The 25,225-nt window shown below is 65.8% G+C and carries 23 protein-coding genes; 10 read left to right on the top strand and 13 right to left on the bottom strand.

The genetic code is table 11. The features are described from left to right. The 4 genes from ABDV69_RS15355 to rfbA form a co-directional block, all read left to right on the top strand. On the top strand, window positions 1–482 hold a 482-nt coding region (locus tag ABDV69_RS15355), incomplete at its 5' end, for a hypothetical protein (protein WP_343575852.1). 88 nt (window positions 483–570) lie between these two features. Continuing rightward, window positions 571–1,896: a UDP-glucose/GDP-mannose dehydrogenase family protein gene (locus tag ABDV69_RS15350; RefSeq protein WP_343575850.1), complete on the top strand. Its 1,326-nt coding sequence runs from the start codon at window positions 571–573 to the stop codon at window positions 1,894–1,896. 39 nt (window positions 1,897–1,935) lie between these two features. Beyond that, window positions 1,936–2,304: a nuclear transport factor 2 family protein gene (locus ABDV69_RS15345; RefSeq protein ID WP_343575848.1), complete on the top strand. Its 369-nt coding sequence runs from the start codon at window positions 1,936–1,938 to the stop codon at window positions 2,302–2,304. Window positions 2,305–2,314: 10 nt separating this feature from the next. After that, window positions 2,315–3,181 carry a glucose-1-phosphate thymidylyltransferase RfbA gene (gene rfbA, locus ABDV69_RS15340; protein WP_343575846.1) on the top strand — a complete coding sequence of 289 codons (867 nt, stop codon included), beginning with the start codon at window positions 2,315–2,317 and terminating at the stop codon, window positions 3,179–3,181. A gap of 3 nt (window positions 3,182–3,184) precedes the next feature. Here rfbA and ABDV69_RS15335 read toward each other — a convergent pair whose 3' ends face one another. From ABDV69_RS15335 to ABDV69_RS15295, 9 genes are all read right to left on the bottom strand, one after another. Continuing rightward, entirely contained in the window at window positions 3,185–4,411 is a 1,227-nt protein-coding gene (locus tag ABDV69_RS15335) for a PPE family protein (RefSeq protein ID WP_343575843.1), read from the bottom strand. 472 nt (window positions 4,412–4,883) lie between these two features. Beyond that, a complete protein-coding gene (locus ABDV69_RS15330) occupies window positions 4,884–6,176 on the bottom strand; it encodes a pyridoxal phosphate-dependent aminotransferase (RefSeq protein ID WP_343575856.1) in 1,293 nt (430 codons plus the stop codon). A gap of 28 nt (window positions 6,177–6,204) precedes the next feature. Next, window positions 6,205–8,943: a heterodisulfide reductase-related iron-sulfur binding cluster gene (locus ABDV69_RS15325; RefSeq protein ID WP_343575840.1), complete on the bottom strand. Its 2,739-nt coding sequence runs from the start codon at window positions 8,941–8,943 to the stop codon at window positions 6,205–6,207. A 202-nt stretch (window positions 8,944–9,145) separates the two neighbouring features. Next, window positions 9,146–9,616: a hypothetical protein gene (locus ABDV69_RS15320; protein WP_343575838.1), complete on the bottom strand. Its 471-nt coding sequence runs from the start codon at window positions 9,614–9,616 to the stop codon at window positions 9,146–9,148. A 49-nt stretch (window positions 9,617–9,665) separates the two neighbouring features. Further along, window positions 9,666–10,157, bottom strand: a complete 492-nt coding sequence (locus ABDV69_RS15315; protein WP_343575835.1) for a hypothetical protein — start codon at window positions 10,155–10,157, stop codon at window positions 9,666–9,668. 14 nt (window positions 10,158–10,171) lie between these two features. Then, entirely contained in the window at window positions 10,172–11,101 is a 930-nt protein-coding gene (locus ABDV69_RS15310; protein WP_343575832.1) for an LLM class F420-dependent oxidoreductase, read from the bottom strand. A 76-nt stretch (window positions 11,102–11,177) separates the two neighbouring features. Next, window positions 11,178–11,744: a hypothetical protein gene (locus tag ABDV69_RS15305; RefSeq protein ID WP_343575829.1), complete on the bottom strand. Its 567-nt coding sequence runs from the start codon at window positions 11,742–11,744 to the stop codon at window positions 11,178–11,180. Between the two features lie 292 nt (window positions 11,745–12,036). Next, window positions 12,037–12,714 carry an enoyl-CoA hydratase/isomerase family protein gene (locus ABDV69_RS15300; protein ID WP_343575826.1) on the bottom strand — a complete coding sequence of 226 codons (678 nt, stop codon included), beginning with the start codon at window positions 12,712–12,714 and terminating at the stop codon, window positions 12,037–12,039. Window positions 12,715–12,887: 173 nt separating this feature from the next. Next, the gene (locus tag ABDV69_RS15295; protein WP_343575823.1) at window positions 12,888–14,360 is read right to left on the bottom strand and encodes an amino acid permease; all 1,473 of its coding nucleotides are present in this window, start codon (window positions 14,358–14,360) and stop codon (window positions 12,888–12,890) included. Between the two features lie 263 nt (window positions 14,361–14,623). On the opposite strand from ABDV69_RS15295, the gene dnaK reads away from it, so the two are divergent. The 4 genes from dnaK to ABDV69_RS15275 are packed head-to-tail and all read left to right on the top strand — an operon-like array spanning window position 14,624 to window position 18,696. Then, the gene (gene dnaK, locus ABDV69_RS15290; RefSeq protein WP_343575820.1) at window positions 14,624–16,489 is read left to right on the top strand and encodes a molecular chaperone DnaK; all 1,866 of its coding nucleotides are present in this window, start codon (window positions 14,624–14,626) and stop codon (window positions 16,487–16,489) included. After that, on the top strand, window positions 16,486–17,127 hold the full coding sequence (grpE, locus tag ABDV69_RS15285) for a nucleotide exchange factor GrpE (RefSeq protein ID WP_343575818.1): 642 nt from the start codon (window positions 16,486–16,488) through the stop codon (window positions 17,125–17,127). The genes dnaK and grpE overlap by 4 nt, the downstream gene beginning before the upstream one ends. 40 nt (window positions 17,128–17,167) lie before the next feature. After that, window positions 17,168–18,325 carry a molecular chaperone DnaJ gene (gene dnaJ, locus ABDV69_RS15280; RefSeq protein WP_343575816.1) on the top strand — a complete coding sequence of 386 codons (1,158 nt, stop codon included), beginning with the start codon at window positions 17,168–17,170 and terminating at the stop codon, window positions 18,323–18,325. Then, window positions 18,325–18,696 (top strand): helix-turn-helix domain-containing protein, encoded by a 372-nt coding sequence (locus ABDV69_RS15275; protein ID WP_343575813.1) that lies wholly within the window; start codon window positions 18,325–18,327, stop codon window positions 18,694–18,696. The genes dnaJ and ABDV69_RS15275 overlap by 1 nt, the downstream gene beginning before the upstream one ends. Window positions 18,697–18,767: 71 nt before the next feature. Here the strand turns inward: ABDV69_RS15275 and ABDV69_RS15270 are convergent, their stop codons facing one another. The 4 genes from ABDV69_RS15270 to ABDV69_RS15255 are packed head-to-tail and all read right to left on the bottom strand — an operon-like array spanning window position 18,768 to window position 21,879. After that, on the bottom strand, window positions 18,768–19,658 hold the full coding sequence (locus ABDV69_RS15270; RefSeq protein ID WP_343575811.1) for an aldose 1-epimerase: 891 nt from the start codon (window positions 19,656–19,658) through the stop codon (window positions 18,768–18,770). Window positions 19,659–19,685: 27 nt separating this feature from the next. Further along, window positions 19,686–20,825, bottom strand: coding sequence for an FAD-binding oxidoreductase (locus ABDV69_RS15265; protein WP_343575854.1), 1,140 nt, complete (start codon window positions 20,823–20,825; stop codon window positions 19,686–19,688). 57 nt (window positions 20,826–20,882) lie between these two features. Next, window positions 20,883–21,557, bottom strand: coding sequence for a GAP family protein (locus ABDV69_RS15260; RefSeq protein ID WP_343575809.1), 675 nt, complete (start codon window positions 21,555–21,557; stop codon window positions 20,883–20,885). A 7-nt stretch (window positions 21,558–21,564) separates the two neighbouring features. Further along, a complete protein-coding gene (locus tag ABDV69_RS15255) occupies window positions 21,565–21,879 on the bottom strand; it encodes a hypothetical protein (protein ID WP_343575807.1) in 315 nt (104 codons plus the stop codon). A gap of 144 nt (window positions 21,880–22,023) precedes the next feature. On the opposite strand from ABDV69_RS15255, the gene ABDV69_RS15250 reads away from it, so the two are divergent. Both ABDV69_RS15250 and ABDV69_RS15245 read left to right on the top strand, forming a co-directional pair. Next, on the top strand, window positions 22,024–23,739 hold the full coding sequence (locus ABDV69_RS15250; protein WP_343575804.1) for an NAD-binding protein: 1,716 nt from the start codon (window positions 22,024–22,026) through the stop codon (window positions 23,737–23,739). Between the two features lie 75 nt (window positions 23,740–23,814). Then, entirely contained in the window at window positions 23,815–25,008 is a 1,194-nt protein-coding gene (locus ABDV69_RS15245) for a PE-PPE domain-containing protein (RefSeq protein ID WP_343575802.1), read from the top strand. Window positions 25,009–25,225 lie beyond the last annotated feature (217 nt).

The raw sequence follows: 25,225 nt of genomic DNA, 5'->3' as shown, positions 1-25,225 counted from the left end.
CCCCACCCCCGGCTGCGCCGGCACCCGTTGCCCCACCCCCGGCTGCGCCGGCACCCGTTGCCCCACCCCCGGCTGCGCCGGCACCCGTACCGCCCCCCGTTGCCGCGCCCCCCGCGGTGGTGCCGATCCCGATCCCGATTCCGGGCATTCCGCCGATCTTCGGTGGACCCCGGCCGGGGCAGTGGGGGCCCGGTGGCGGTGGCGGATTCCCCGGCCCCGGCGCCGGCCCCGGTGGCGGCCACCCCGATGGCGGCGGCGGGTTCCCTGGCCCCCGTGGCGGCGGCGGATTCCCCGGCCCCGGTGGCGGCGGCCCCGGTGGCGGCTTCCCCGGCGGTGGCCACGGCAGCGGCGGTGGAGGGTTCGGTGGCGGTCCCGGCGGGTTCGGTCGCGGCCCTGGCGGCCCCGGCGGCTTCGGCGGCTTCGGTGGCGGAGGTCACGGCGGCTTCGGTCACGGATTCGGCATGCCTGGTCTGCGCTTTTAGCCCTCGGCACGAAAGCGTCACCTGACGTTTGACCCCCGCTCAGCCGAGCGATGCCGTTAGCTCATTGGCGGGACTTACACACGGGTGTATGAGGTGCACCGTTTTTGGTACGGGTTATCTGGGTGCTACCCACGCCGCGGGGATGGCTGAACTCGGGCACGAGGTCGTCGGTGTCGACATCGATCCCGGTAAGGTCGCCAAGCTGGCCGCCGGTGACGTCCCATTCTATGAGCCAGGTCTGCGGAAGATGTTGCGGGACAACATCGAAGGCGGCCGCCTACGGTTCACCACCGACTATGACGTGGCCGCTGAATTCGCCGACGTGCACTTCCTCGGAGTCGGTACTCCGCAGAAGCGCGGCGAATACGGTGCCGACCTGAGCCATGTCCACGCCGTAATCGACACTCTGGCACCGCGTCTCACGCGGCCGGCGGTGATCGTCGGAAAGTCCACCGTCCCAGTCGGGACCGCCGCCGAGTTGGTCGGGCGGGCGCGGGCGGCCGCGCGTCCCAATGTGGACGTCGAAGTGGCCTGGAATCCGGAATTCCTGCGCGAAGGTTTCGCGATTCACGATACTCTGCACCCCGACCGGATTGTGCTTGGTGTGCAGGATGGTTCGACGCGTGCCGAGGCCGCGATCCGCGAGATGTACGCGCCGATGCTCGACGAGGGCGTGCCCTTCCTGGTGACCGACCTGCAGACCGCCGAACTGGTAAAGGTCTCCGCGAACGCGTTCCTGGCAACCAAGATCTCATTTATCAACGCGATCTCCGAGGTGTGCGAGGCCGCGGGCGCCGACGTCAAGCTGCTGGCCGATGCGCTCGGTCACGATCCGCGGATCGGTCGTCGATTTCTCAACGCCGGCTTGGGTTTTGGTGGCGGGTGCCTCCCGAAGGACATCCGGGCGTTCATGGCCCGCGCCGGCGAATTGGGCGCGGATCAAGCGCTTACCTTCCTGCGGGAAGTCGACAACATCAACATGCGGCGGCGCACCCGGATGGTCGAACTCGCGACTAAAGCGTGCGGAGGTTCACTACTGGGCGCGAACATCGCCGTTCTCGGTGCTGCGTTCAAGCCCGAATCCGATGACGTGCGAGACTCGCCCGCACTCAATGTCGCGGGCCAACTCCAGCTCAACGGTGCTGCCGTCAATGTCTACGACCCCAAGGCGCTGGAGAACGCGCAGCGGCTCTTCCCGACGCTGAACTACGCAGTCTCGGTTGAGGAAGCGTGCGACCGCGCCGACGCGGTCCTGGTGCTCACCGAATGGCCGGAATTCGTCGACCTGGACCCCGAGGTGCTCGCCGACCGGGTGCGCTCCCGCGTCGTCGTGGACGGCCGGAACTGCCTCGACCTGCAGCGCTGGCAGCAAGCCGGTTGGCGCGTGCGCTGCTTGGGGCGCCGGGTAGCCTGACCGCGTGCCGGTGCGACCCCAAGCGGTACGTTTCATTGCATGACCACATCGGAGATCGCCACCGTACTGGCGTGGCACGACGCCTTGAATGAGGCGGACACCGACACGCTTTTGTCCTTGTCCAGCGACGATATCGAAGTCGGCGACGCACACGGCGCCGCCCAGGGCCACGCCGCACTGCGGGAATGGGCGACCGTCCATCCGCGTCACGCGGAAGTGGGCCGCATCTTCGTCCACGACGGTGTCGTCGTGGTTGAACAGAAAATCGGCGGCCCAGGCGCATCCGGTTCCACCATTGCGTCGGCCTTTCGTATCGTGCACGATCACGTCACCGCGGTGTTCCGTCACGACGACCTGGCGGCTGCGCTCGCCGCCACCGAACTGACCGACGCCGACCTCGTCGACTGAGGAGTAGCCGATGCGCGGGATCATCCTCGCCGGTGGAGCGGGCACGCGCCTGTACCCCATCACCATGGGCGTAAGTAAGCAACTGCTGCCGGTCTACGACAAGCCGATGATCTACTACCCGCTGTCGACGCTGATACTGGCCGGCATTCGCGACATTCAGGTCATCACCACCGCGTCCGACGCGCCCGCGTTCGGGCGAGTACTCGGCGATGGCAGCGTATTCGGCATCAACATCAGCTACGCGGTGCAGGATCAGCCACAAGGACTGGCTCAGGCATTCGTGATCGGTGCCGGTCACATCGGCTCCGAGCCAGTTGCACTGGCGTTGGGCGACAACATCTTCTACGGCCCCAGCCTGGGCACCAACCTCCGGCGTTTTCAAAACCTCAGCGGGGGAGCGATTTTCGCCTACCGGGTGGCCAACCCGACGGCCTACGGTGTCGTCGAATTCAACGACGACGGCATCGCGCTCTCGATCGAGGAGAAGCCGGCCACCCCGAAGTCGAGCTACGCGGTCCCCGGCCTGTACTTCTACGACAATGACGTGATCGAGATTGCCCGCGGTCTAAAACCCTCTGCGCGAGGCGAATACGAAATCACCGACGTCAACCGGACCTACCTCAACCAGGGGCGCCTGGCGGTCGAAGTGCTGGCCCGTGGCACTGCCTGGCTGGACACCGGGACGTTCGAATCACTGGCCGATGCCGGCGACTACGTTCGTACGCTCGAACGTAGGCAGGGGTTGAAGGTCGGCGTCCCCGAGGAGGTGGCCTGGCGGATGGGTTTTATCGACGACGACCAGCTGGCCCAGCGTGCCGAGTCGCTGTTGAAGTCCGGTTACGGCGCCTATCTGCTCGGCCTCTTGGAACAACGCTGACGCTCAGCCACCTGACAGCGGACGTGCCATGACGGTCAGACGGTTTCCGTAGCGAGGGCCGTGGCCGAACCCGCCTTGCCGGGCGGCGGACGCTCCGGGCATCCCCGGCAACCCGGCCGGCACGGCTTCGCCGCCGCCGCCGGTCGGTCCCACCGCGTTGGTCCAGCCGCCACCGGCATAGGTGACACCGCTGTGGTTGGCGACCTGCGCTGCCGCGGTCCACGTCGGTGGCACCGACAACCGGCCGACCAAGGTGCTGCCGGAGGTGTTCACCGAGACGCCGACGCTCGGTACCGCCGCAGGTGTCGGCGGTGGTGGCGGCGGCGCGAGGTAGCCGGTGACGCCGGCGCCTCCCGGAGCCGTGACACCCGGCCCCAACGAGTTGACGTCAGCCAGACCGCTGATGACGGCGGGGGCGAGGATTGCCGGGCTGATGTACGAACCCGACACGACACCGTTCACCAGGCTGGAGTTCAGGAAGGTTCCGATGGAGTTGCCGTCGGCGCCGTCCAAAAGGTCGAGGAAACTGCCGAGCGCACTTGTCGGCTGGGCAGCCGCATTTGTCGCCGCGGACACCGGCGAGGTGAGTTGGTTCAACGACGACGGGATTGTTGAGGTCAGCTGCCGCAGCTGGGACTGCACGCCGGCGCCGGTACTCGCGCTGCTGGCCCGGGTGACGGCCGAACCCTGGGTTGTCTGCGCGGCTGGATTCGACGTCTCGGGTGCCTGGGTGAACGGCGTGACCGCGGATGCCGCCGCCGAGCTTCCGGCATAGCCGTACATCGCCGCGGCGTCCTGTGCCCACATCTGGGCGTACGTGGCCTCGTTGGCGGCGATTGCCGGGGTGTTCTGGCCGACGACGTTGGTCGCGACCAGCATCGCCAGCTGCGCGCGATTGCCGGCAACCTCGAGCGGGGGGACAGTCATCGCGAATGCTGTCTCGTAGGCGCCGGCGGCGCCCGAAGCCTGGGCCGCGGTCTGCTCGGCCTGCGCCCCGGTCGCGGTCATCCAGGCGATGTACGGGTCGACGGCGGCGACCATAGTCGCCGATGCAGGCCCGAGCCACTCGTCGTCCAAGACGTCGATCGTCGACTGGTACTGGGTCGCGGCCGACTCGAGCTCGGCGGCGAGCAGATTCCACGCCGCCGACGCAGCACGCATAGGGGCCGAGCCAGGCCCGGAATACATTCTCCCAGAATTGATTTCGGGGGGCAATGCGCCAAAGTCCATGTTTAACGGTCCGAACTCAGGGCAGTTGAGGTACACGATCGGTTGCGGACGGCCGTTGCTGCGGGCGACTGCGCCTGCTTTGCAACAGAGAACATCGCAACTCTCCTTTCGATGAAAGCTGATCTATCCAGACCCACTGATGCAGGGTGTGTCTGATGTGCTGAAGCGCGGGGTGCGCGGAAGTGTGCTGGGGCATCAACTGTCAGTCGATCCGCCGCACCTCCCCGTGATCCAGGCCGTGTGCATCCACTCCGGTGTGGCAAGCCCACGAGGCGTTGGCATCGATACAACCCATAGTGCGCCTAAGTTTCACGGCGGCGCGCGATCGGCGGCCACATTCATAGAAACTTCAAATTTTGCCCGTGGGCTTCTCGCTCACTGATTTCCGGCAGCAACTTCAGCGCAGACGCCCGGCGGATGGACACCAGCAGCCAAACGGTGCATCGGCCGGGTAAACCGACCGGCGGGCCGGCTACTGGCGGTAGCTGACCAGGAAGTTGCCCAGCCGCTCGATGGCGCGGGCCAGATCGCGTGACCACGGCAGCGTGACAATCCGCAGGTGATCCGGTGCGGGCCAATTGAATCCGGTTCCCTGGGTGACGAGGATCTTCTCTTGCAGCAGCAGATCCAGGACGAGTTGTTCGTCGTCGGCGATCTCGTAGACCTCGGGATCGAGTCGCGGGAACGCATACAGCGCGCCGGAGGGTTTGACGCAGGACACTCCCGGGATGTCGTTGAGCTTGGACCAGGCGACGTCGCGCTGTTCGAGTAGCCGCCCGCCCGGCAACACCAAGTCGTCGATGCTTTGGTGGCCGCCGAGTGCGACCTGAATGGCATGCTGTGCAGGGACATTCGGGCATAGCCGCATATTCGCCAACAGGTGGATGCCTTCGATGAAGCTGCTGGCATGGTCCTTGGGTCCGGTGATGGCCAGCCAGCCGGCCCGGTAGCCGGCGACCCGGTAGGCCTTGGACAGGCCGTTGAACGTCAGGCACAACAGATCCGGCGCGACCGACGCCAGGCTGATGTGCTGCGCGTCGTCGTAAAGGATTTTGTCGTAGATCTCGTCGGCGAGCAGCAGCAACTGGTGTTTGCGGGCCAAGTCGGCTATCTGCGTGAGGATCTCACGGCTGTACACCGCACCGGTCGGGTTGTTCGGGTTGATCACCACCAAGGCCTTGGTGCGCTCGGTGATCTTCGACTCGATGTCGGCGAGATCTGGCTGCCAGCCTTGGGTTTCGTCGCACAGGTAGTGCACTGGTGTGCCCCCCGCCAGTGACGTCGAGGCGGTCCACAGCGGGTAATCCGGGGCGGGGATCAGGACCTGATCGCCGTTGTCCAGCAGTGCCTGCAGGGTCAGCGTGATCAATTCCGAGACGCCGTTGCCCAGGTACACGTCGTCGACGTCGAAACGCGGGAAGCCGTCGACCAATTCGTAGCGGGTGACCACCGCGCGACGTGCCGGCAGGATGCCCTTGGAGTCCGAGTAGCCCTGTGCGTACGGCAGCGCCTGGATCATGTCGCGCATGATGACGTCGGGGGCGTCGAAGCCGAACGGCGCGGGGTTGCCGATGTTCAGCTTGAGGATGCGGTGCCCCTCGGCCTCCAGTCGCGCGGCGTGGTCGTGCACCGGCCCGCGGATCTCGTAGAGGACGTCCTGCAGCTTCGATGACTGCGCGAACGTACGCTGCCGCGGCTGATGCCCCGCGCTCTGCCATGGCAGCTGGTGAGTGGTCACATCATCAATGGTGCCACGGTTGTCTATCTATTTAATAATTCGTTCGACGGCCTGATCAGCGTTTACCTGGTGGACGGGCCCCGCGGGCGATGCCCAGCCCCTTGACCGGAGCCGCCGGTGAAGCGTCCTCGGCGCCGTTGCCGCTTTCGGCAGGCGCGGATGGCCGCTCGGCTTTCGCCGGGGACTCTGGCTTTGCTTCCGGTTCCGGGGTCGGGGTTTCGGCCGGCTTGGCAGCCTTCTTGGCGCCGGGACGCTTTGCTCCTGCCGCGATTCCGAGACCCTTCACCGGTGCGGCCGGCGCCGTGGTCTCTGCAGCCGGGGCGGACTTCGTCTCGGGCTCGGATGGCGTTGCGGCTGCCGGCTTTACGGCCGTCTTCTTGGCGCCAGGCCGCTTGGCGCCGCCCGCGATGCCCAGCCCCTTGACCGGTGCGGCAGTGGACTTGGTCTCCGCAGCTTTCTCCTGGACCGGTGCTGGGGCTTCCGGTTCGGCTTCCTCGGGCGGAGCCGTCGCGGTGGCAGTGGACGCCTTGGGCTCGGCCTTGTCGGCCTTTTCCGCACGCTCAGCGGCTACCTTGGCGGCAGCACCCTTCTCCGGCAACGTGATCGTGCTGCGGTCGAGCGACTCGAGCAGCAACTGCGCCACGTCGAGGACGTCGACGCCTTCGCGTCCGGCCGCCTCCTGGCGGTCGTTGACACCGTCGGTGACCATCACCCGGCAGAACGGGCAGGCGGTCGCCACCGTGGTGGCGCCGGTGGCCAGCGCCTCGTCCACGCGCTCGTGGTTGATCCGCTTGCCGATGTGCTCTTCCATCCACATCCGCGCGCCACCGGCGCCACAGCAGAAGCTGCGGTCGGCGTGCCGCGGCATCTCGGCCAACTTCGCACCGGCCGCGCCGATCAGCTCGCGGGGTGCCTCGTAGACCTTGTTGTGGCGGCCCAGGAAGCACGGGTCGTGGTAGGTGACGTCTTGCGAAACGGGGGTGACGGGAACGAGCTTCTTGTCGCGCACCAGCCGGTTGAGCAGCTGGGTGTGGTGCAGCACGGTGTAGTTGGCGCCCAGCTGCTTGTACTCACGACCCAGGGTGTTGAAGCAGTGCGGGCAGGTGACCACGATCTTGCGGTCGACGGTCTCCACGCCTTCGAACAACTCGTCCAGGCTTTCCTTGGCCTGCGCAGCCAGCTGCTGGAACAGGAACTCGTTGCCGGAACGGCGGGCCGAGTCGCCGTTACAGGTTTCGCCGGTGCCCAGCACCAGATACTTCACCCCGGCGGTGGCCAGCAGTTCGGCGACCGCCTTGGTGGTCTTCTTGGCCTTGTCGTCGTAGGCGCCGGCGCAGCCCACCCAGAACAGGTACTCGAAACCCTGGAAGCTGTCGACGTCTTCGCCGTAGACCGGAACGTCGAACTCGACCTCGCTGATCCAGTTGGTCCGGTCGGCTGCGTTCTGGCCCCACGGATTGGCTTTGTTCTCAAGGTTTTTGAACAGCACCGAGAGCTCCGAGGGAAATTCGGATTCCATCATGACCTGGTAGCGGCGCATGTCGACGATATGGTCGATGTGCTCGATGTCCACCGGGCACTGCTCGACGCAGGCGCCGCAGTTGACGCAGGACCACAGCACGTCGGGGTCGATCACGCCACCCTGCTCGGCGGTGCCCACCAGCGGACGGGCCGCCTGTTCAGGCCCGTGCCCGGGCACCCGGCCGAAGCCGGACTCGGGCACGTGGTGGCCCTCGTCGTGCGCGGTCTGCAGGTCCAGGCCCTCGAGTGGCTCGGCCTTCTTTTCACCGAGAATGTAGGGCGCCTTGGCCATCCAGTGGTCCCGGAGGTCCATGATGACGAGCTTGGGGGACAACGGTTTTCCGGTGTTCCAGGCCGGACACTGCGACTGGCAACGACCACACTCGGTGCAGGTGGCGAAGTCGAGGTTGCCTTTCCAGGTGAAGTCCTCGATCTTGCCGCGACCGAAAGTGGCGTCGTCCGGCGGGTTTTCGAAGTCGACCGGCTTGCCGTCTGCCTCGATCGGCAGCAGCGGGCCCAGGCCGTCGGGTAGCCGCTTGAAGGTGACGTTGATCGGCGCCAGGAAGATGTGCAGGTGCTTGGAGTGCAGCACGATCAGCAGGAAGGCAAGGGCCACGCTGATGTGGGCCAGCAGTACGATCGTCTCGATCCACTCGTTGGCGGTCACGCCGAGCGGATGCATCAGTGCCCCCATCGCGTGGGAGAAGAACGCTCCCTCGCCGTACGGGAGGCTTCCGGTGTTGACCGCTGCGCCGCGGAAGATCGCGTAGCTGAGGATGACCAGCGCGATCATGAATAGAATCAGCCAGGCACCGCCGGTGTGCGAGCCGTAGAACCGTGACGAGCGGCCGTACTCCTTGGGTTCGGAGCGCAGCCGGATGATCGCGAACGTCGTGATACCAGCGAGCACGGCGAGCGCGATGAAGTCCTGCAAGAAACCCAGCGCGTCCCACCGGCCGACGATCGGGATGTGGAAGTTCGACACGAACAGGGTTCCGTAGGCCTCGATGTAGACCGTGATGAGGATGAAGAAGCCCCACATGGTGAAGAAGTGCGCGAGACCCGGAATTGACCATTTCAGCAGCCGGCGCTGGCCGAAGACCTCCGCGATCTGCGTCCAGATCCTGGTGCCGATGTCGTCGGTGCGACCGGTGACCGGTTGACCGGAGAGCGTGAGTTTGACCAGCCAGAGGACTCGCTTGAGTGCGAGCAAAGCGACGATCGCCGTCCCGCTCAAGCCGACAATCAGTCTGATCAGCATCTGCGTGTGCACGAAGCCTCTCCCCACTATTCAGCGTTACTGACCGGTAACTTAAGCCGTATTACCCGTCGGTAACTTAACTGCTACACCTGCTCAAGCCGTGTATTCCTGCTCATAGTGACATCTCGGGCGGGGTGACCGCGACGAAGGATGCCCTAACTTGGCCGCCGCCGCGTGCGGCGACCGGTCCAGGCCCGCTGCGCATCGGGCCAGGCTAGAAGTGCGGTATCTCAGGGATCTCAGGTATCGGAGGTATCGGCGGTATCGGCGGCAAATTGCTGCTCCACCAGTGCCGCCGAGGATGTTGCGGCGTCCAGGTAGCCGTCGGCACCGGCTCGATGGTGGTGTCTTCGGATGGAGGCGTCGTGGTCGGCCTGGTCGTCGATGGCGTCGGTGACGGCGTGGTCGTTGTGGCCGAGGGCATTGTGGTCGATGTCCGGGTGGTGGCGGGCGCCGGCGCGCTGCCACCGTTGTCCCGGGCCAGGGTGGCCAGACCGTAGATGATTGCGGCGATCAAGATGACGACCGCCAGGCCCCATAGGGCAAGGACCCACCGCTTGAGGTACCACGGAGACGGTCCCCCGACCGCGCTGAAGCGCTCTGTTTCGTCGACGCCTTGCGCGTAGTAGTCGTCGTGGCCGGTCGGCGCTTCGCTGGGATCGTGTGCAGATCCGTCGCCCGTCACGTGCACCGATACTAGTCGCGGAACCTTTCAGTTTGACCGTAACGGTGGCTCAGAAACCGTGCGGAAGCGTGATCACCGTGTGCGGCAATGTGATTGTCGACGGGACATGCAGATGATGGCGGTGCTGCGGCGGCTCGTCGGGGGAGTTGTGCTCCGGTGGCGGCGCCTCTTCGGGCGTCTGTTCGGGCGTTTCGGATGGTGGCGCTTCGGAGCTGGTCGACGGAGTGCTCGTCGCCGGTTCCGGCGAGGTGGTGGACGACGTGTGCGGTTCCGGCGAGGTGGTGGACGACGTGTACGGCGCCGGGACGCTGGACCCGCCGCCGCGCGACAGCTCGACGATGCCGTAGCCGATCAACGTGAGCAGAAGCGCGACCATCAGCGCCCACAGGGCCAGAAACACCCGGTTGCGGTACCACGGCGCCGGTGCGTCGTCGGGGGTGGCCTCAGGTCCGAACTCGCGAACTGGCTGTTGCGAGCCCTCGGTGACGTATTCGGCCATCATCGTCGGCCGATCGCTCGGGTCGTCCGGAAGGTCAGCCACGCACTGATGCTACGTCAGAGCTGTCGCTGCACCTCGTCGGCGAAAAGCTGCAGGTGGTCGAGGTCGGACAGATCGAGCAGCTGCAGATAGACCCGTTGCAGGCCGGTCTCGGCGTACGGCCCGAGCCGGTCGACGATCTGGTCGGGTGTGCCTGCCAGCGGCGAGTTGGTCCGCAACTCGTCGACCTCACGCCCGATCACGGCAGCGCGCTTGGCGACCCCGGCGTCGTCGCGTCCGGCGCACACCACGAAAGCCGCGGAGTAGGTCATCGAATCGCCCGCCCGGCCGACCGCGCCGGCGGCTTCGCGGACCCGCTCGAACTGCGCCGTGATGGTCTCGACCGGCGCGAACGGCACGTTGTATTCGTCGGCGAACGTGGCGGCCAGGCGCGGTGTCCGCTGGGTGCCCGATCCACCGATGATGATCGGCGGATGCGGCCGCTGCACCGGTTTGGGCAGCGCCGGCGAATCGTTGACGGCGTAATGCGCCCCCGCATAGTCGAACGTCTCGCCGACCGGGGCGGTCCACAGGCCGGTGATCAGCTCGAGCTGCTCGGTGAGCCGGGCGAACCGCTCGCGCAGCGGCGGAAATGGGATCCCGTAGGCCAGATGCTCCTTCTCGAACCAGCCGGTACCGAGCCCGAATTCGACGCGGCCGCCGCTCATTTCGTCGACCTGGGCCACCGAGATGGCCAGTGGGCCGGGATAGCGGAACGTCGCCGACGTGACCAGCGTGCCCAACCGGATCGTCGAGGTTTCGCGAGCGATGCCGCCCAACGTCACCCACGAGTCCGTCGGGCCGGGCCACCCGTCACCGCTCATCGCCAGGTAGTGATCGGAGCGGAAGAACGCGGAGTATCCGAGCGATTCCGCGGCCTGCGCCACCGCGAGCTGGTCGGAGTAACTGGCGCCTTGCTGCGGTTCAACGAATACCCGAAAGTCCACGAGCGCCACCTTAGGCGGCGTTCCTAAGCGGCAGCGACGAGTACCGACCGGCGGCCGAGCCGGGTCTTTTGCCGTCTTAGAAGGTGTCGACCTTCTCGATGCTGACGAACATGCCGTGGCCGGTGTGCTCGTTGGTGAACCGAGTGCCGCTTTCGCTGGCCACGATCGTCCAGCCGGCCGCATCGTAGGTCTGGTAATCGATGGTCACCGTGGGGATGTCGCCGAGATTGCCCACCACCCACTGCACCTCGCCGCCGGCGGTGACGTTGACGCCGTTGGCCCGTGCGCCGTCTTGCATCGGCGAATTGGTGAACGGCGCCTCGCAGCCGACGCTGTCACTGTCGATCTGACAGCGCGTCTGACCGGACTTGGTCTCGATGAACACTCGGCCGTTCGGGTCGGGCGGCAGCGGGATCGCGCCGGCCGGCGGGGCACCGCTCGACGGTGCGGGCCGCGACGGGGCCGGTGACGGGATCGAAGGCTTAGCCTTCGGGAACGTCGGCTCGGTGGGCCCCGCGCCCGGGGAAGCCACCGGGTTGCCGTTCGTCACCGAGTGGCACCCGCCGATCAGCGCAACACTCAGCACCAGGCCGGCCAGTACCCGGCCGACTGGTAGGAGGTGATGCACGTCGTGCGGAGACATCGCAGAAGAAGCGTACGCACGAGTCGGCCCGAGTGACCGCAGTGACGCGCCCTGCGAGGCGGTTCGACCCGTCGCAGCGAGCCTGTTCATCCCCCGTGCGGGGCGAGGGAGTGCCGCATGTCGGCCAGCCCCTGCGCGTGGGCGCCTGCCTACCGGGACGTCAGCCGAAGCCGCACTTACGCTGTGGCCTCGTGGTCGATCAGCGCCGGTAGCGCCGCCGCTCTGGGTTGCGACCTGCCGGGGCGTGCGTTATGCGCTCAACCACGGATTGTCCAGCATTTTTGGCGCGACGTTAATTGCTCTGCGGCTGTTGGCTACTGACGGTCAGCGTCTGTGACGCGGGGCCGAACATCGTCTGCTTGATGGCGCCCAGCGTGCCCTGGTCTTTACCGTTGAGCGGTCGCAGGAGGTCGATTGCCGCGGCCGTCACCGCGCCCTCGCCCGCCACGGCGTCGACGATGCCCAGGCTGGCCGCGTCGTCGCCACCGAAGCGTCGTCCGGTGGTCATCGAGGCGACGGCCGCCTGCGGGGTGAGCTTGGCTTGGATCAGCGCGGCCATGCCCGGCGTGAACGGAATGCGGATGTCGACCTCGGGGAAACAGAAGTAGCCGCGATCCGATCGCATCACCCGAAAGTCGTGGGCGATCGCCAGCATCGCGCCGGCGCCGAACGCGTGGCCGACAACCGCCGCCGCGGTCGGAATCGGCAGGGTGAGGATTCGGGCCAGCATGCCCTGCACCCGCCCGACGTACCACGTCGTCTGATCGCCGTGCGCGGTCAGCCAGTCCAGATCGAGGCCGTTGGAGTAGAACTTGCCGGCACCGGTGGTGACCAGCCCCTGGGCGCCCGATGCGACCAACTCGTCGAGCTGGCTGTCCATCTCGTCGAGAAACTCTGGCGAGAAACGGTTTTCGCTGTCGCCGAGGTCGAGAACGGCGATCTTGTCGTCGTGAGTCAGGGTGATTGTCATTTCTTTCCTTTCCGAAGGGGTGGTGGTCCGACGTCGAGAACCGTGGGTGCCGATGCCCGCAGATGCTCACGGGCCGTCGGGTTGGCGAGTCGGTCGCGGCTCAACACGATCGCGGTCGCCACGTCGACGATGCAGGTGGTGACCGTGTCGACGGCGCGCGCATCCGTGCTCTATTACTCCTGCGCCAACTCCGGGACGTCGGCCGTGGGCTCGCCGAGCCCGGCCGCGGCGGTGACGCGGTCACGCACCAGAAACCAACCACCGACCAGCGCGGGAACCGAGGCCACCAGCGCCGCGATCACCCAGGGCCCCTTCCCGGGGTCGAGTGTCATCAGCACCAGCACGCCCAGCAGGAATGCCAGCGTGACATAGCCGCTGTAGGGAGCCAACGGCATCCGGTAGTCGGGTCGCGGCATCGTCCCGGCCTTCACCCGGTGGTAGAACCGGAGTTGGCATGCCACGATCGTCGCCCACGCCGCCAGCACGCCCACGGCGGCGATGTTCAGCACGATTTCGAAGGCCTGGCTGGGCTTGACCGCGTTGAGGACGACGCCGAATAGGCCGATGACGGCGGTCAGTAGGATTCCGCCGTACGGCACACCGTTTTTCGACATCCGCGCGGTGAACTTCGGACCGCTGCCGTTCACCGACATCGACCGCAGTATCCGGCCGGTGGAATACAGTCCGGCGTTCAGGCTGGAGAACGCGGCGGTGAGGACCACAGCGTTCATCAGCGTGTCGGCACCGTTGAAACCGATGTGCGAGAAGAAGGTGACGAACGGACTTACGCCGCGCTTGTAGGTGGTGTACGGCAGCAGCAGCGCCAGCAAAAGAACTGACCCGCAATAGAAGACCGCGATGCGGGCGATCACCGAGTTGATCGCCCGCGGGATGACTTTCTCGGGATTCGCGGTTTCGCCGGCTGCGGTACCCACCAATTCAACCGCGGCATAGGCGAATATCACCCCGGAGGTGACGAGCACCAGCGGCACCAGACCGGTCGGCACGAACCCGCCGTGGTCGGCCCACAGGCCGGGCCCGGTGGTTGTGCCCTCGATCTTGAAGCGGCCGGCCAGAAAGACGATGCCGACTATCAGGAAGATGGTCAGGGCCACGACTTTGATCAGTGCTGCCCAGAATTCGAATTCGCCGAAGGCCTTCACTGAGATCAGGTTCACCACCACCACCGCCACCAGGGCGATCAATGCGAGCGTCCACTGCGGGACCGCTTGGAACGCTGTCCAGTAGTGGAAGTAGCTCGCAATCGCGGTGCTGTCGACGATGGCCGCCATCGCCCAGTTCAGGAAGTACATCCAGCCCGCGACGAAAGCGGCCTTCTCGCCGAAGAACTCGCGGGCGTAGGAAACGAAAGACCCCGATGCCGGGCGGTACAGCACGAGTTCGCCGAGCGCGCGCAGGATCAAGAACACGAAGCCGCCGCAGATCCCGTAGACCAGGAACAAGCCGGGCCCGGCAGAGGCGAGCCGTGCTCCCGCGCCCATGAACAACCCGGTCCCGATCGCGCCGCCGATCGCGATCATCTGCATCTGCCGATTGCTCAGGTCGTGGTGATAGCCCTCGTCCTCGCGAGCGAACCGAGCCGAGTCGCCCGCGGCTGGGCCGGGCGTGCTGGGCGCCGGTGGCATGGAAGTCCTATCGTCGTGGGCAATGTTGCGGCGCCGGGCACGACCGCTGAGGGGCCGGATGGCGACACTATTCCACGGTGTGATGTCGGCCTCAACGCCGTTGGGGAACAAACGGCGGGTCGACCTCGTTGAGGCTTACGACAAACTTGAGCGATCTGGACTCAATGTCGGCTTGACAGCGGGACGCTGTTAAGGGCAATGTTGAGCGAGGTTCACTCAGCAACGTAGTGCATACAAAGCTCGATTATCAGGGAGGATCCACTATGGCTCGTGCGGTCGGTATCGACCTCGGGACCACCAACTCCGTCGTCTCAGTTCTCGAAGGTGGCGACCCCGTCGTGGTCGCCAATTCGGAAGGCGCCAGGACGACCCCATCCGTGGTGGCGTTCGCGCGCAACGGCGAAGTGCTGGTCGGCCAGCCCGCCAAAAACCAGGCGGTGACCAACGTCGACCGGACCATTCGTTCGGTCAAGCGGCACATGGGCACCGACTGGTCCGTCGAGATCGACGGGAAGAACTACACCGCGCAGGAAATCAGCGCCCGCACCCTGCAGAAGCTGAAGCGCGACGCCGAGAGCTACCTCGGTGAGGACATCGTCGACGCAGTGATCACCGTGCCGGCGTACTTCAACGACGCCCAGCGTCAGGCCACCAAGGAAGCCGGCCAGATCGCCGGCCTGAACGTGCTGCGGATCGTCAACGAGCCGACCGCGGCCGCGCTGGCCTACGGATTGGACAAGGGCGAGAAGGAACAGACCATCCTGGTCTTCGACCTCGGTGGCGGCACCTTCGACGTGTCGTTGCTGGAGATCGGCGACGGTGTCGTCGAGGTCCGCGCGACTTCCGGTGACAACCACCTCGGTGGGGACGACTGGGACCAGCGCGTCGTCGACTGGCTGGTGGAGAAATTCAAAGCCACCAGCGGCATCGACCTGACCAAGGACAAGATGGCGATGCAGCGGCTGCGGGAAGCGGCCGAGAAGGCCAAGATCGAACTGTCCAGCTCGCAGAGCACGTCGATCAACCTGCCGTACATCACCGTTGACGCCGACAAGAACCCGCTGTTCCTCGACGAGCAGCTGACTCGCGCCGAATTCCAGAAGATCACCCAGGATCTGCTGGACCGCACCCGTCAGCCGTTCCAGTCGGTGATCAAGGACGCCGGCATCGCGGTCTCCGAAATCGACCACGTGGTGCTGGTGGGAGGTTCGACCCGGATGCCCGCGGTGTCCGATCTGGTCAAGGAGATGACCGGCGGCCAGGAGCCCAACAAGGGCGTCAACCCCGACGAGGTGGTGGCCGTGGGCGCCGCACTGCAGGCTGGTGTGCTCAAGGGCGAGGTGAAAGACGTTCTGCTGCTTGACGTCACACCGCTGAGCCTTGGTATCGAAACCAAGGGTGGCGTGATGACCAAGCTGATCGAGCGCAACACCACCATCCCGACCAAGCGGTCGGAGACCTTCACCACCGCCGACGACAATCAGCCATCGGTGCAGATCCAGGTATTCCAGGGCGAGCGTGAAATCGCTTCGCACAACAAGCTGCTCGGCTCTTTCGAGCTGACCGGCATCCCGCCGGCTCCGCGCGGTGTCCCGCAGATCGAGGTCACCTTCGACATCGACGCCAACGGCATCGTGCACGTCACGGCCAAGGACAAGGGCACCGGCAAGGAGAACACGATCAAAATCCAGGAGGGCTCCGGCCTTTCCAAAGAGGAGATCGACCGGATGATCAAGGACGCCGAGGCGCACGCCGACGAAGACCGTCAGCGCCGCGAGGAGGCCGACGTCCGCAACCAGGCCGAAACACTGGTCTACCAGACCGAGAAGTTCGTCAGCGAACAACGCGCTGCCAAAGAGTCTGAAGGCGGATCGAAGGTCCCCGAGGACACGCTGAACAAGGTGGATGCCGCGGTGGCGGAAGCCAAGACGGCCTTGGCGGGCACCGATATCGGCGCCATCAAGACCGCGATGGAGAAGCTGGGCCAGGAGTCGCAGGCTCTGGGTCAGGCCATCTATGAGGCCACCCAGGCTGAGCAGGCCGCCGGCGGCGCTGGTGAGCCCGGCCACGCCGGAGCCGATGACGTCGTCGACGCGGAGGTGGTCGAGGACGACCGGGAGGGCCAGTGACCGAGGGCAACCCAGAAGAACCGGTGACCGTCACCGACAAGCGACGGATCGATCCCGAGACTGGCGAGGTACGCCACTTTGCTGACGGTGCCGCCCCTGCGGGGGCGGCACCGGACGCGGCGTCCGACGACAAGGTTGCCGAGCTGACGGCCGATCTGCAGCGGGTGCAAGCCGACTTCGCCAACTACCGCAAGCGGGCGTTGCGCGACCAGGAGGCCGGCGCCGAGCGAGCCAAGGCCGCAGTGGTCGGCCAATTGCTGGGCGTGCTCGACGATCTCGAGCGTGCCCGCAGCCACGGCGACTTGGATTCGGGCCCGCTGAAGTCGGTGGCTGACAAGTTGGTCGGCGCACTGACCGGGCTCGGGCTGACGGCCTTCGCGACCGAGGGCGACGACTTCGACCCGGCGTTGCACGAGGCCGTGCAGCACGAAGGCGATGGCGGCCAGGGCTCCAGGCCGGTGATCGGCAACGTGATGCGACAGGGTTACAAGCTCGGCGAGCAGGTGCTGCGGCACGCGCTGGTCGGGGTGGTGGACACCGTCGACGAGGACTCTGTCGGCTCCGCCGTTTCCGACACACGCGATAACGACGCGAACGAGGGTGAGCAACACGCAGAATCAGAACCGTCGGAAGACTGACGACGGGTTCGGGCTGGCAAGGCGAAGGAGGTGACGCGCGATGGCTCAACGAGAATGGGTCGAAAAGGACTTTTACAAGGAACTGGGCGTCTCCTCTGACGCCAGCGCCAGAGAGATCAAGACGGCCTACCGCAAGTTGGCGTCCGATCTGCATCCGGACAAAAATCCGGGCGGGGCCGAACGGTTCAAGGCGGTTTCCGAGGCCTACAGCGTGTTGTCCGACGACGCCAAGCGCAAGGAGTACGACGAGACCCGTCGGCTGTTCGCCGGCGGCGGATTCGGCCGGCGATTCAACGGCGGCGCCGGCGACTTCGGCGGAGACGGCGCTGAATTCAACCTCAACGACCTGTTCGACGCGGCCGGCCGCAGCGGCGGCAGCAACATCGGTGACCTGTTCGGTGGATTGTTCGGACGCGGCGCACAGCCCAGGCCCAGCCGGCCGCGCCGCGGCAACGACCTGGAAACCGAGACCGAGCTGGACTTCCTGGAAGCCACCAAGGGCGTCGCGATGCCGTTGCGGCTGACCAGCCCGGCGCCGTGCACCAACTGTCACGGCAGTGGCGCACGGCCGGGCACCAGCCCCAAGGTCTGCCCAACCTGTAACGGTTCGGGCGTAATCAACCGCGACCAAGGCGCTTTCGGGTTTTCCGAACCGTGCACCGAGTGCCGTGGCAGCGGGTCGATCATCGAGCACCCCTGCCAGGAGTGCAAGGGGACCGGCGTCACCACCCGCAGTCGAACCATCAACGTGCGGATTCCGCCGGGCGTCGAAGACGGCCAGCGGATTCGGTTGGCCGGCCAGGGCGAGGCCGGACTGCGTGGCGCCCCGTCCGGCGACCTGTACGTCACCGTGCATGTGCGCCCCGACAAGGTGTTCGCTCGTGACGGCGATGACCTCACCGTCACGGTTCCGGTCAGCTTCAGCGAATTAGCCTTAGGCACCACGCTTTCTGTTCCTACGCTGGACGGCAAGGTCGGTGTCCGGGTTCCCAAGGGGACGACGGACGGTCGCATCCTGCGGGTCCGCGGCCGTGGTGTGCCCAAGCGTTCCGGCGGCCAGGGTGACCTTCTCGTCACCGTGAAAGTAGCTGTGCCGCCCGATCTGGAGGGTGCTGCGAAGGAAGCGCTCGAGGCCTACGCCGTCGCCGAACGGTCCAGCGGCTTCGACCCGCGTGCCGGATGGGCGGGTAACCGCTGATGGCGAAAAAAGACCAGGCGCGGACGTTTCTCATTTCGGTGGCCGCCGAGCTGGCCGGCATGCATGCGCAGACGCTGCGTACCTACGACCGGCTCGGGCTGGTCAGCCCGACCCGCAGTTCCGGTGGGGGACGGCGTTATTCGCAGCATGACGTGGACTTGCTCCGCGAGGTGCAGCGGCTGTCCCAAGACGAAGGCGTCAACCTGGCTGGTATCAAACGGATTATCGAGTTGACCAATCAGGTCGAGGCGCTGCAGTCGCGGCTGAAAGAGATGGCCGCCGAGATCGAAGTGCTGCGGAGAAACCAGCGACGCGACATCGCGGTGGTGCCCAAGAGCACCGCCGTGGTGGTGTGGAAGCCGCGTCGCTGACTTTTTCGCGAGACAGAAGCCAGGGTTGCGATCCTCACGGATTCGCAGCCCTGGCTTCTGTCTTGGGAGCGTCAAACGCGGATGGAGAACTGGGCGATGCCCCAGTCTCCGGGCTGGGCTGACGGATAACCACCTCGCCGCAGTGCATCGGTCGGGGCTGTCATCGGTTCGAAGCACACGACGTTCTCGCCTGGCGGTGCGAAGATCTGCGCCGCTGAATAGCCTTCCTCGAAGTGCACCTCGATGCGGCGGCCGCCGCCGGACACCGCGAACGTCGAGCCGTCGGCGACCTGGTCGTATCCGTCGTCAAAAGTCTTGTCGCCCAATGGTTCACTGAGGGCAGGCTGGACAACCGCGGTGCCGGTGGGCAGTCCCTGCGCATCGAGCGTCAGATGCCGCATCGCCGGCGTCTCGATCACCCATTGATCACGCGGCACGTCGGACAGCTGAAGGTAGGGATGAAAACCGAAACACAGCGGCACGGCGTATTCGCCGGTCGGGGTGACGGCCACCCGCAGCCGTAGGGTCCGCTCCGCCAGCGTGATGGTCAGCGACAGTCGGTGCGGAAACGGGAAGCTGGCGAGCAGCTCTTCATCGGTGCTGAAGTCCACCTCGCCGGTGAGCTCATGATCCGATTCGTGCGTCACCCGCCAGTTCGGAAAGGCGGCGAGCACACCGTGAATCGGTAGTCCGTTGGGATCCGTCCGCACCCCGTATTCGCCGTCGGTCAGCGTCACCGTCTTGCCTGCGGCCTGGTATGTTGTGGCGCCCAGCCGATTTGCCCACGGGTACAGCAACGGGATACCCATCGTTTTCCCGTCGGTCACGTATGCGTCGAGTCCGCGGCGTTGTCCGAGTAATTCGACGCCCGAGTCGGTCAGCGAAACGCCGATCATGCCGGCCTCCGGGACGAACTGGGCCGCTACTTCCGATGACGGGTCGCTCAGCGTGACGATGCGCACGGCTCGAGCCTATGCCAATGTCGGCGCCTAGCGGCACAACGGGTCATGCGCAATACGCTCCGGTGGCGCACCTTTGGTGATCAGCGCAGCTTTGGTGGCCCGCACCATGTCCGGCCCGCCGGAAATCAAGATCTGACGGTCGCCCCAGTTGCCGTATCGAGTGACGACGTCCATCAACGTGCCGGTCTGGCGCACGTGCAGTCCCCGCGGCGGGGTCACGTCGGGATAGTCCCCGGCCCACACCGGATCGCCGTCCCGTTCGGAGACCGGCGTCACCGCCAGCCACGGATTATTTGCGGCGATCTGCCACAGCGTTTGCAGGTCGTACAGCTCGCACGGGTAGCGACCGCCGAAAAACAGGTGCACACGCGGGTTTTCGGCCCAGCGGGTCAAGTCCATCACGATCGAGCGCAGCGGCGCGAGCCCGGTGCTGCCCGCCACCATCAGCACGTCGCCGCCGTCGCGATCGACCTGCAGGGCGCCGTGCGGGCTGGACAGCCGCCACCGGTCACCGGACTGGGTCTCGTTGACGATGGCATTGCTGACCAGGCCGCCGGAGACTGCGCGGAGGTGAAATTCGATGGCGCCGCTCTCGTCGGGCGGCATGGCCGGCGTCAGGTATCGCCACCGCCGCGGGCACTGCGGCACAGCGACGTTGACGTACTGGCCGGCGTGATACGGCATCGGGCTGTCAAGTTGTAGCCGGACCACCGCCAGGTCGCGGGACACCCGTAGGTGTTCCACCACCGTGCCGTCCCACCAGGCCGGTCCGCGTTCGGCTTCGGCGGCCCCGCTCATCACCCCGGTGACCAGGTTCAGCGATTGCCGGGCGGCCGCGTCGACGGCGTCGGTCCACGCGTCTCCCAGCGCATCGCGCAGCGTCGCATACAGCGCCTGACCCAGAGTTTCGTAGTGCTCGGGCAACACACCGTACTTGCGGTGATCACGACCCAACTGGGCCAGAAACGCCACCGGTTCTTCCGAACGCTGCGCGACCAGCTCGCCGTAAATCCACTTCAGCGCCTGCGCGAACGCGGCCCGCTGGGCGGCCATGTCGGGTGGGAACAGGTCGCGCGGCGACGCGCCGAAGGAAAACCAGCGGGTGTAGAACCGGCCGATGAGGCCGTTGCCGTCGTCCGGGTCGATGATGGCGTACAACAACGCCAGCGCATCGCGGTCGTTGAGGCTCACGGCCGTCGATTTTATGCCCGGCCGCGCGGGGTTCTAGGTGAGCGCGTCGATGCCGTGGTAGAACACCATCCCGCCGATCAGCACCAACACCGCGGCCATCATCGCGGCGTTGTTTTTCTCCATCCATTCTTTGAGCCGCGTCATAGCGTCGTCCAGGCGGTGACCGGCGGCAACGTAGGCCAGGACGGGGATCGCGACCGTCGACGCCGCGACGGCGATGTAGATCGCCCCGGTGAACACCTGGCCCGTGGTGCCGAGATTGCCGCTGCCGATGGCCAAGCCCGCCAACGCGCACATGGTCAACACCTCGACCCGCACCGCCGTCAACGCCAACCCGATGGCCGCAGCTCGCGCGGCGGTGAGGGTTGCGAACGACCGCATCCACTTCGGTGACTCGGTGTGGCCCCCGCGGGTCAGCCATCGGTAGATGCCGAACGCGATCAACGCCAGCCCCAGCACCACGCGCGTCCACGCTGCCCAGATCGGCGGCTTGCCGTGCAGGCCGTTGAGCGCGTCGGAGGACGCGACGAACACGGAGGTCAGCGCGACCAGGCCGACCAACCAGCCGCCGAGAAACGCGAGACCGGTCGGGCGGGGCCGCGGCGTCTGCAGCACCAGCACCGCCGGGATGACCGACAGCGGCGAGACCGAGACGACGAGTGCCAGCGGAATCAAAGTTGCCAGCACAGCTGCCCAACGTCCCGTCACGCGCTGATCATCGCATCTGGCGCTTCCGCTGCAGCGTCCATGCCGGCACCCAATGCGTGACGGTCTTGCGTTTGGGCCCGTAAACGATCGGATAGGTCACCAGGCCCCACCAGTCGCCCTGCTCGCAGATGCCCCAACAGCTCAGCTGGCCCTCGACGACCTTGTGCAGCTGCAGCCCGTGCGGGTGATAACGCCCGGTGCGGTGCGGTTCGCGGGGAAACAGGACGGTCAGGTCGATCAGCACCGTGATCGGCGGGCGCACGACCCGAAACGGATTGCGCACCGGCTGCCCGTTGTATCCAATCGACGCCAGATCACCCACTAATCGATCATACGTTCGAAAGGATTCGATGCGTGGGAGACGGTTGGCTCGGAACGGACAGCGCAAGTTGTGTGCCACGATGCGGGCGCAAGTCGGTGTTCAGCGTGGGTGGTTTTAGGGAGGTTTACCGGGAGTGAGGATGAGATGAAGTCGAACCACATTGTCGTCAGCGGCAGCGATGCACTGGCTAGGACGATCGTCGAGGAGCTGAAGAATGCCGGCGCGATCGTGGTCAAGCTCGACGACGACCACGTGGCCGGGATCGAGACCGGCCTCGCCGATGCTGGCATCGCTGACGCCCTTGCCGTCGTCTGCGCGGGGGATGACGATTCAATTAATCTTGAAATCGCTTTGTTGGCTAGAAAAGTCAACCCCGAGGTACGCGTGGTGGCGCGGCTGGCCAACGACATACTGCGTGCACCACTGCGCGACGATGACGGGCGCGGCGCGATCTTGAACGTCGCCGAACTCGCGGCTACCTCAGTCGTCGAGGCCTGCGTTGCGGGTGCCCACCACCCGTTCGAAGCTGCCGGAACCAAATTCGTCATTCTGGGCAGTTCGGCATCTCGGGACGGCGCCACGCTGGGTGAACTCCACGAAGGCTTGGCCCCGGTGGCAGTGATCCGCGGCGAGAACTCCCCAACTCCCGGTGCGATGGAAATCTGTCCGAGTCGGGATCTGCGCGTGTTTGCCGACGACTGGACGGTGATGCTCGGCACCGCGGACGCGATGGTTTCCCAACGCCGCGAGGTGCCGCAACGAGTTCAGACACATTCGCGGCGGTCGCGGCCGCGTCGGATTCTGGATGCTATGCGCGCCTTCGGTGACGATATGAATCCCGCGTTCTATGCGGTGCTGCTCGCGGTGTGCGCATTGATGGTGGTCTCCGTGGCGGTGTTGCACTTCAACTACACGAATCCTCGAATGGGGTGGATCGACGCGTTATATTTCACCGTCGAGACGATCACCACGACTGGCTTTGGCGACTTCAGCTTCGTAGCCCAGCCGACCTGGCTGCGACTGTTCGCGATCATGTTGATGTTCGGCGGCGTGACCACCATCTCGTTGCTGGTCGCTTTCGTCGCCGACGTGCTGCTATCGCGCCGCTTCGTGCTGACCTTTGGCCGTCCGCGGATCCGCCATCTTCGTCGCCACGTCGTGGTCGTCGGGCTGAGCGCGTTGGGAATCCGCGTGGTCAGCGATTTGGTCGCTGCCGGATACGACGTGGCTGTCATCGAGCGTGACGAGGAGAACCGGATGGTGCCTGCAGCCCGTGAACTCGACGTGCCGGTGATCTTCGGGGACGCGACGCTGGTTCAGACGCTGCGGGCGGCGCACGTGGATCGGGCGCGCGCGGTGGCGGTGCTGACCCGCGACGACATGATCAACATCGAAACCGGCATCATGGTGGCCGAGCTGCACGGCCGCCATTTGCGCCCGACGCAGCGCCGGCCCGAAATTCCGCTGGTCCTTAGAGTTTTCGATCGCGCGCTGGGCGTTGCGCTGGCGCAGCAATTCGGCTTCGTCAACGCCCGCTCCACCGTCGAACTGGCCGCACCCTGGTTCATCGGAGCCGCCATCGGCTTGAAGGTGCTCGATACATTCTCGGTGGGTCAACACTCGTTTGTGGTCGGCGAGATGCGGGTAAAATCCGGCAGCGAACTCGACGGCCTGCGCGTCGACGAGCTGTCCGCCCAAACAATGGTCATCGCCGTCGCCCGCGTCGACGCGCAGGCGGAATTGCATCCGCGCCCCGATACTCGCCTTCAGGCCGACGACACCGTTTACCTGATCGGTCCCTACCGCGAACTGCTGCACGTGCTGCGCGAGGGGCGGTCGCCGTCGCACCAGATCGGATAGCTGAAAACGCCGGAGCCGACAGGTTCAACCTAGTACCGTTAACCTATCTTCTGGGTCTGACGGAAGGGTCCGACAATGCGACTTGCTGGCTGCCTCTGGGGTGTCTCCGCCGTCGTGATCGCCGGCTTGTCGCCGGTATCGCCGCTGCCGGTCACTCGGACGATGGCGGTGCAGCTCGTCAACGGTACCGACGCGGATATGTCGCTCGGCGATGGTACGGCGCTGCTGATGGGCGGCACGAGTATTCCGCAACCGAGCCAGCTCTACCTCAATGCGGCCGACGAGTTGTTCCTGGGGCCGCGCGGATTCACCGGCACCCTGCAGTCGTTGTTCACCCCGGAGAATGCGAGCTCCACCTCCGAGGCGCGCGGTGAGCAGATTCTCGACTCGACCGTCTTGCAGGACTACAACAGCGGAGACGTGTCCGCCCAGGATCCCGTCGTGGTCTTCGGCTACTCGCAGAGCGCCTCGATCGCCTCCGAGGTGATGCGCGAGCTGGCCGGTCAAGGGGTGCCGAGCGGCGACGTGCACTTCGTCTTGATCGGCGATCCGGACAATCCCAATGGTGGCTCGGAGATCGTCACGAGCCACCTTTATCCGGAATACCTCCAGGCCAACGTCGCGACCCCGAACGATCTGTACCCGACCGACGTCTACACCCACGAATACGACGGCGTCGCCGATTCCCCGAAGTACCCGATCGACCTGCTTTCGGACCTCAACGCCTCGTTGGGATTCATCTACGAACACGGCACGTACCTGGCCCTCACGCCCGAGCAGATCAGCAGCGCTATACAACTGCCGACTTCGGCGGCCGACACTATGGTCAACTACTACATCATCCCGTCCGACAGCCTGCCGCTGCTGGATCCACTGCGGTTGATCCCGGTCATCGGACAACCGCTCTATGACCTGCTCGAACCCGACACCCGAATCCTGGTGAACCTCGGCTACGGCAGCATCGACCAGGGCTGGGCGTCCGGAAACGCCGACGTGGTCAGCACTTCGGGGTTGTTCCCCACCGACATCAACCTCGGCGATCTGGCCACCGCGCTCGGCAACGGCCTGAAGCAGGGGGTCAACGACTTCTTCGCCGATCTGGCAAACCCCGACACCTACAAGATCGTCCCGTTCACGGAAAACCCGTCGTTGACCGCGGTCGCCGAGGCGGGGTATCTCTACGGCTTCCTCGACTCGCCTACCCCGACGGTGCCGGAAGCTCTGCAGGGTATCTCCGAACTGCTCCAGGCGTTTACCGCGACGACGTGAGCGACAAGCTCGTCGATCTGGGGAAGTCGGACCACTAGCACGCTGGCGAGGTCGGGCATCGGTAGACCGGTGTGCGAGCGGTCAGTGATATTGCCGAGGCGTGGCGTGTTGACTCCCCTCGATGTTGGTGGAAGTATTACCTAAGTAAGCACCTCGCTAGGTGAGGCGTCTACACGGATACAGGCCACTGACCCCGAACGTCGAAAGACGCCCCCGG

The sequence above is a fragment of the Mycobacterium sp. genome (assembly GCF_039583785.1).
Classification (GTDB): domain Bacteria; phylum Actinomycetota; class Actinomycetes; order Mycobacteriales; family Mycobacteriaceae; genus Mycobacterium.
This window is presented reverse-complemented; position numbering and strand designations above follow the sequence as displayed.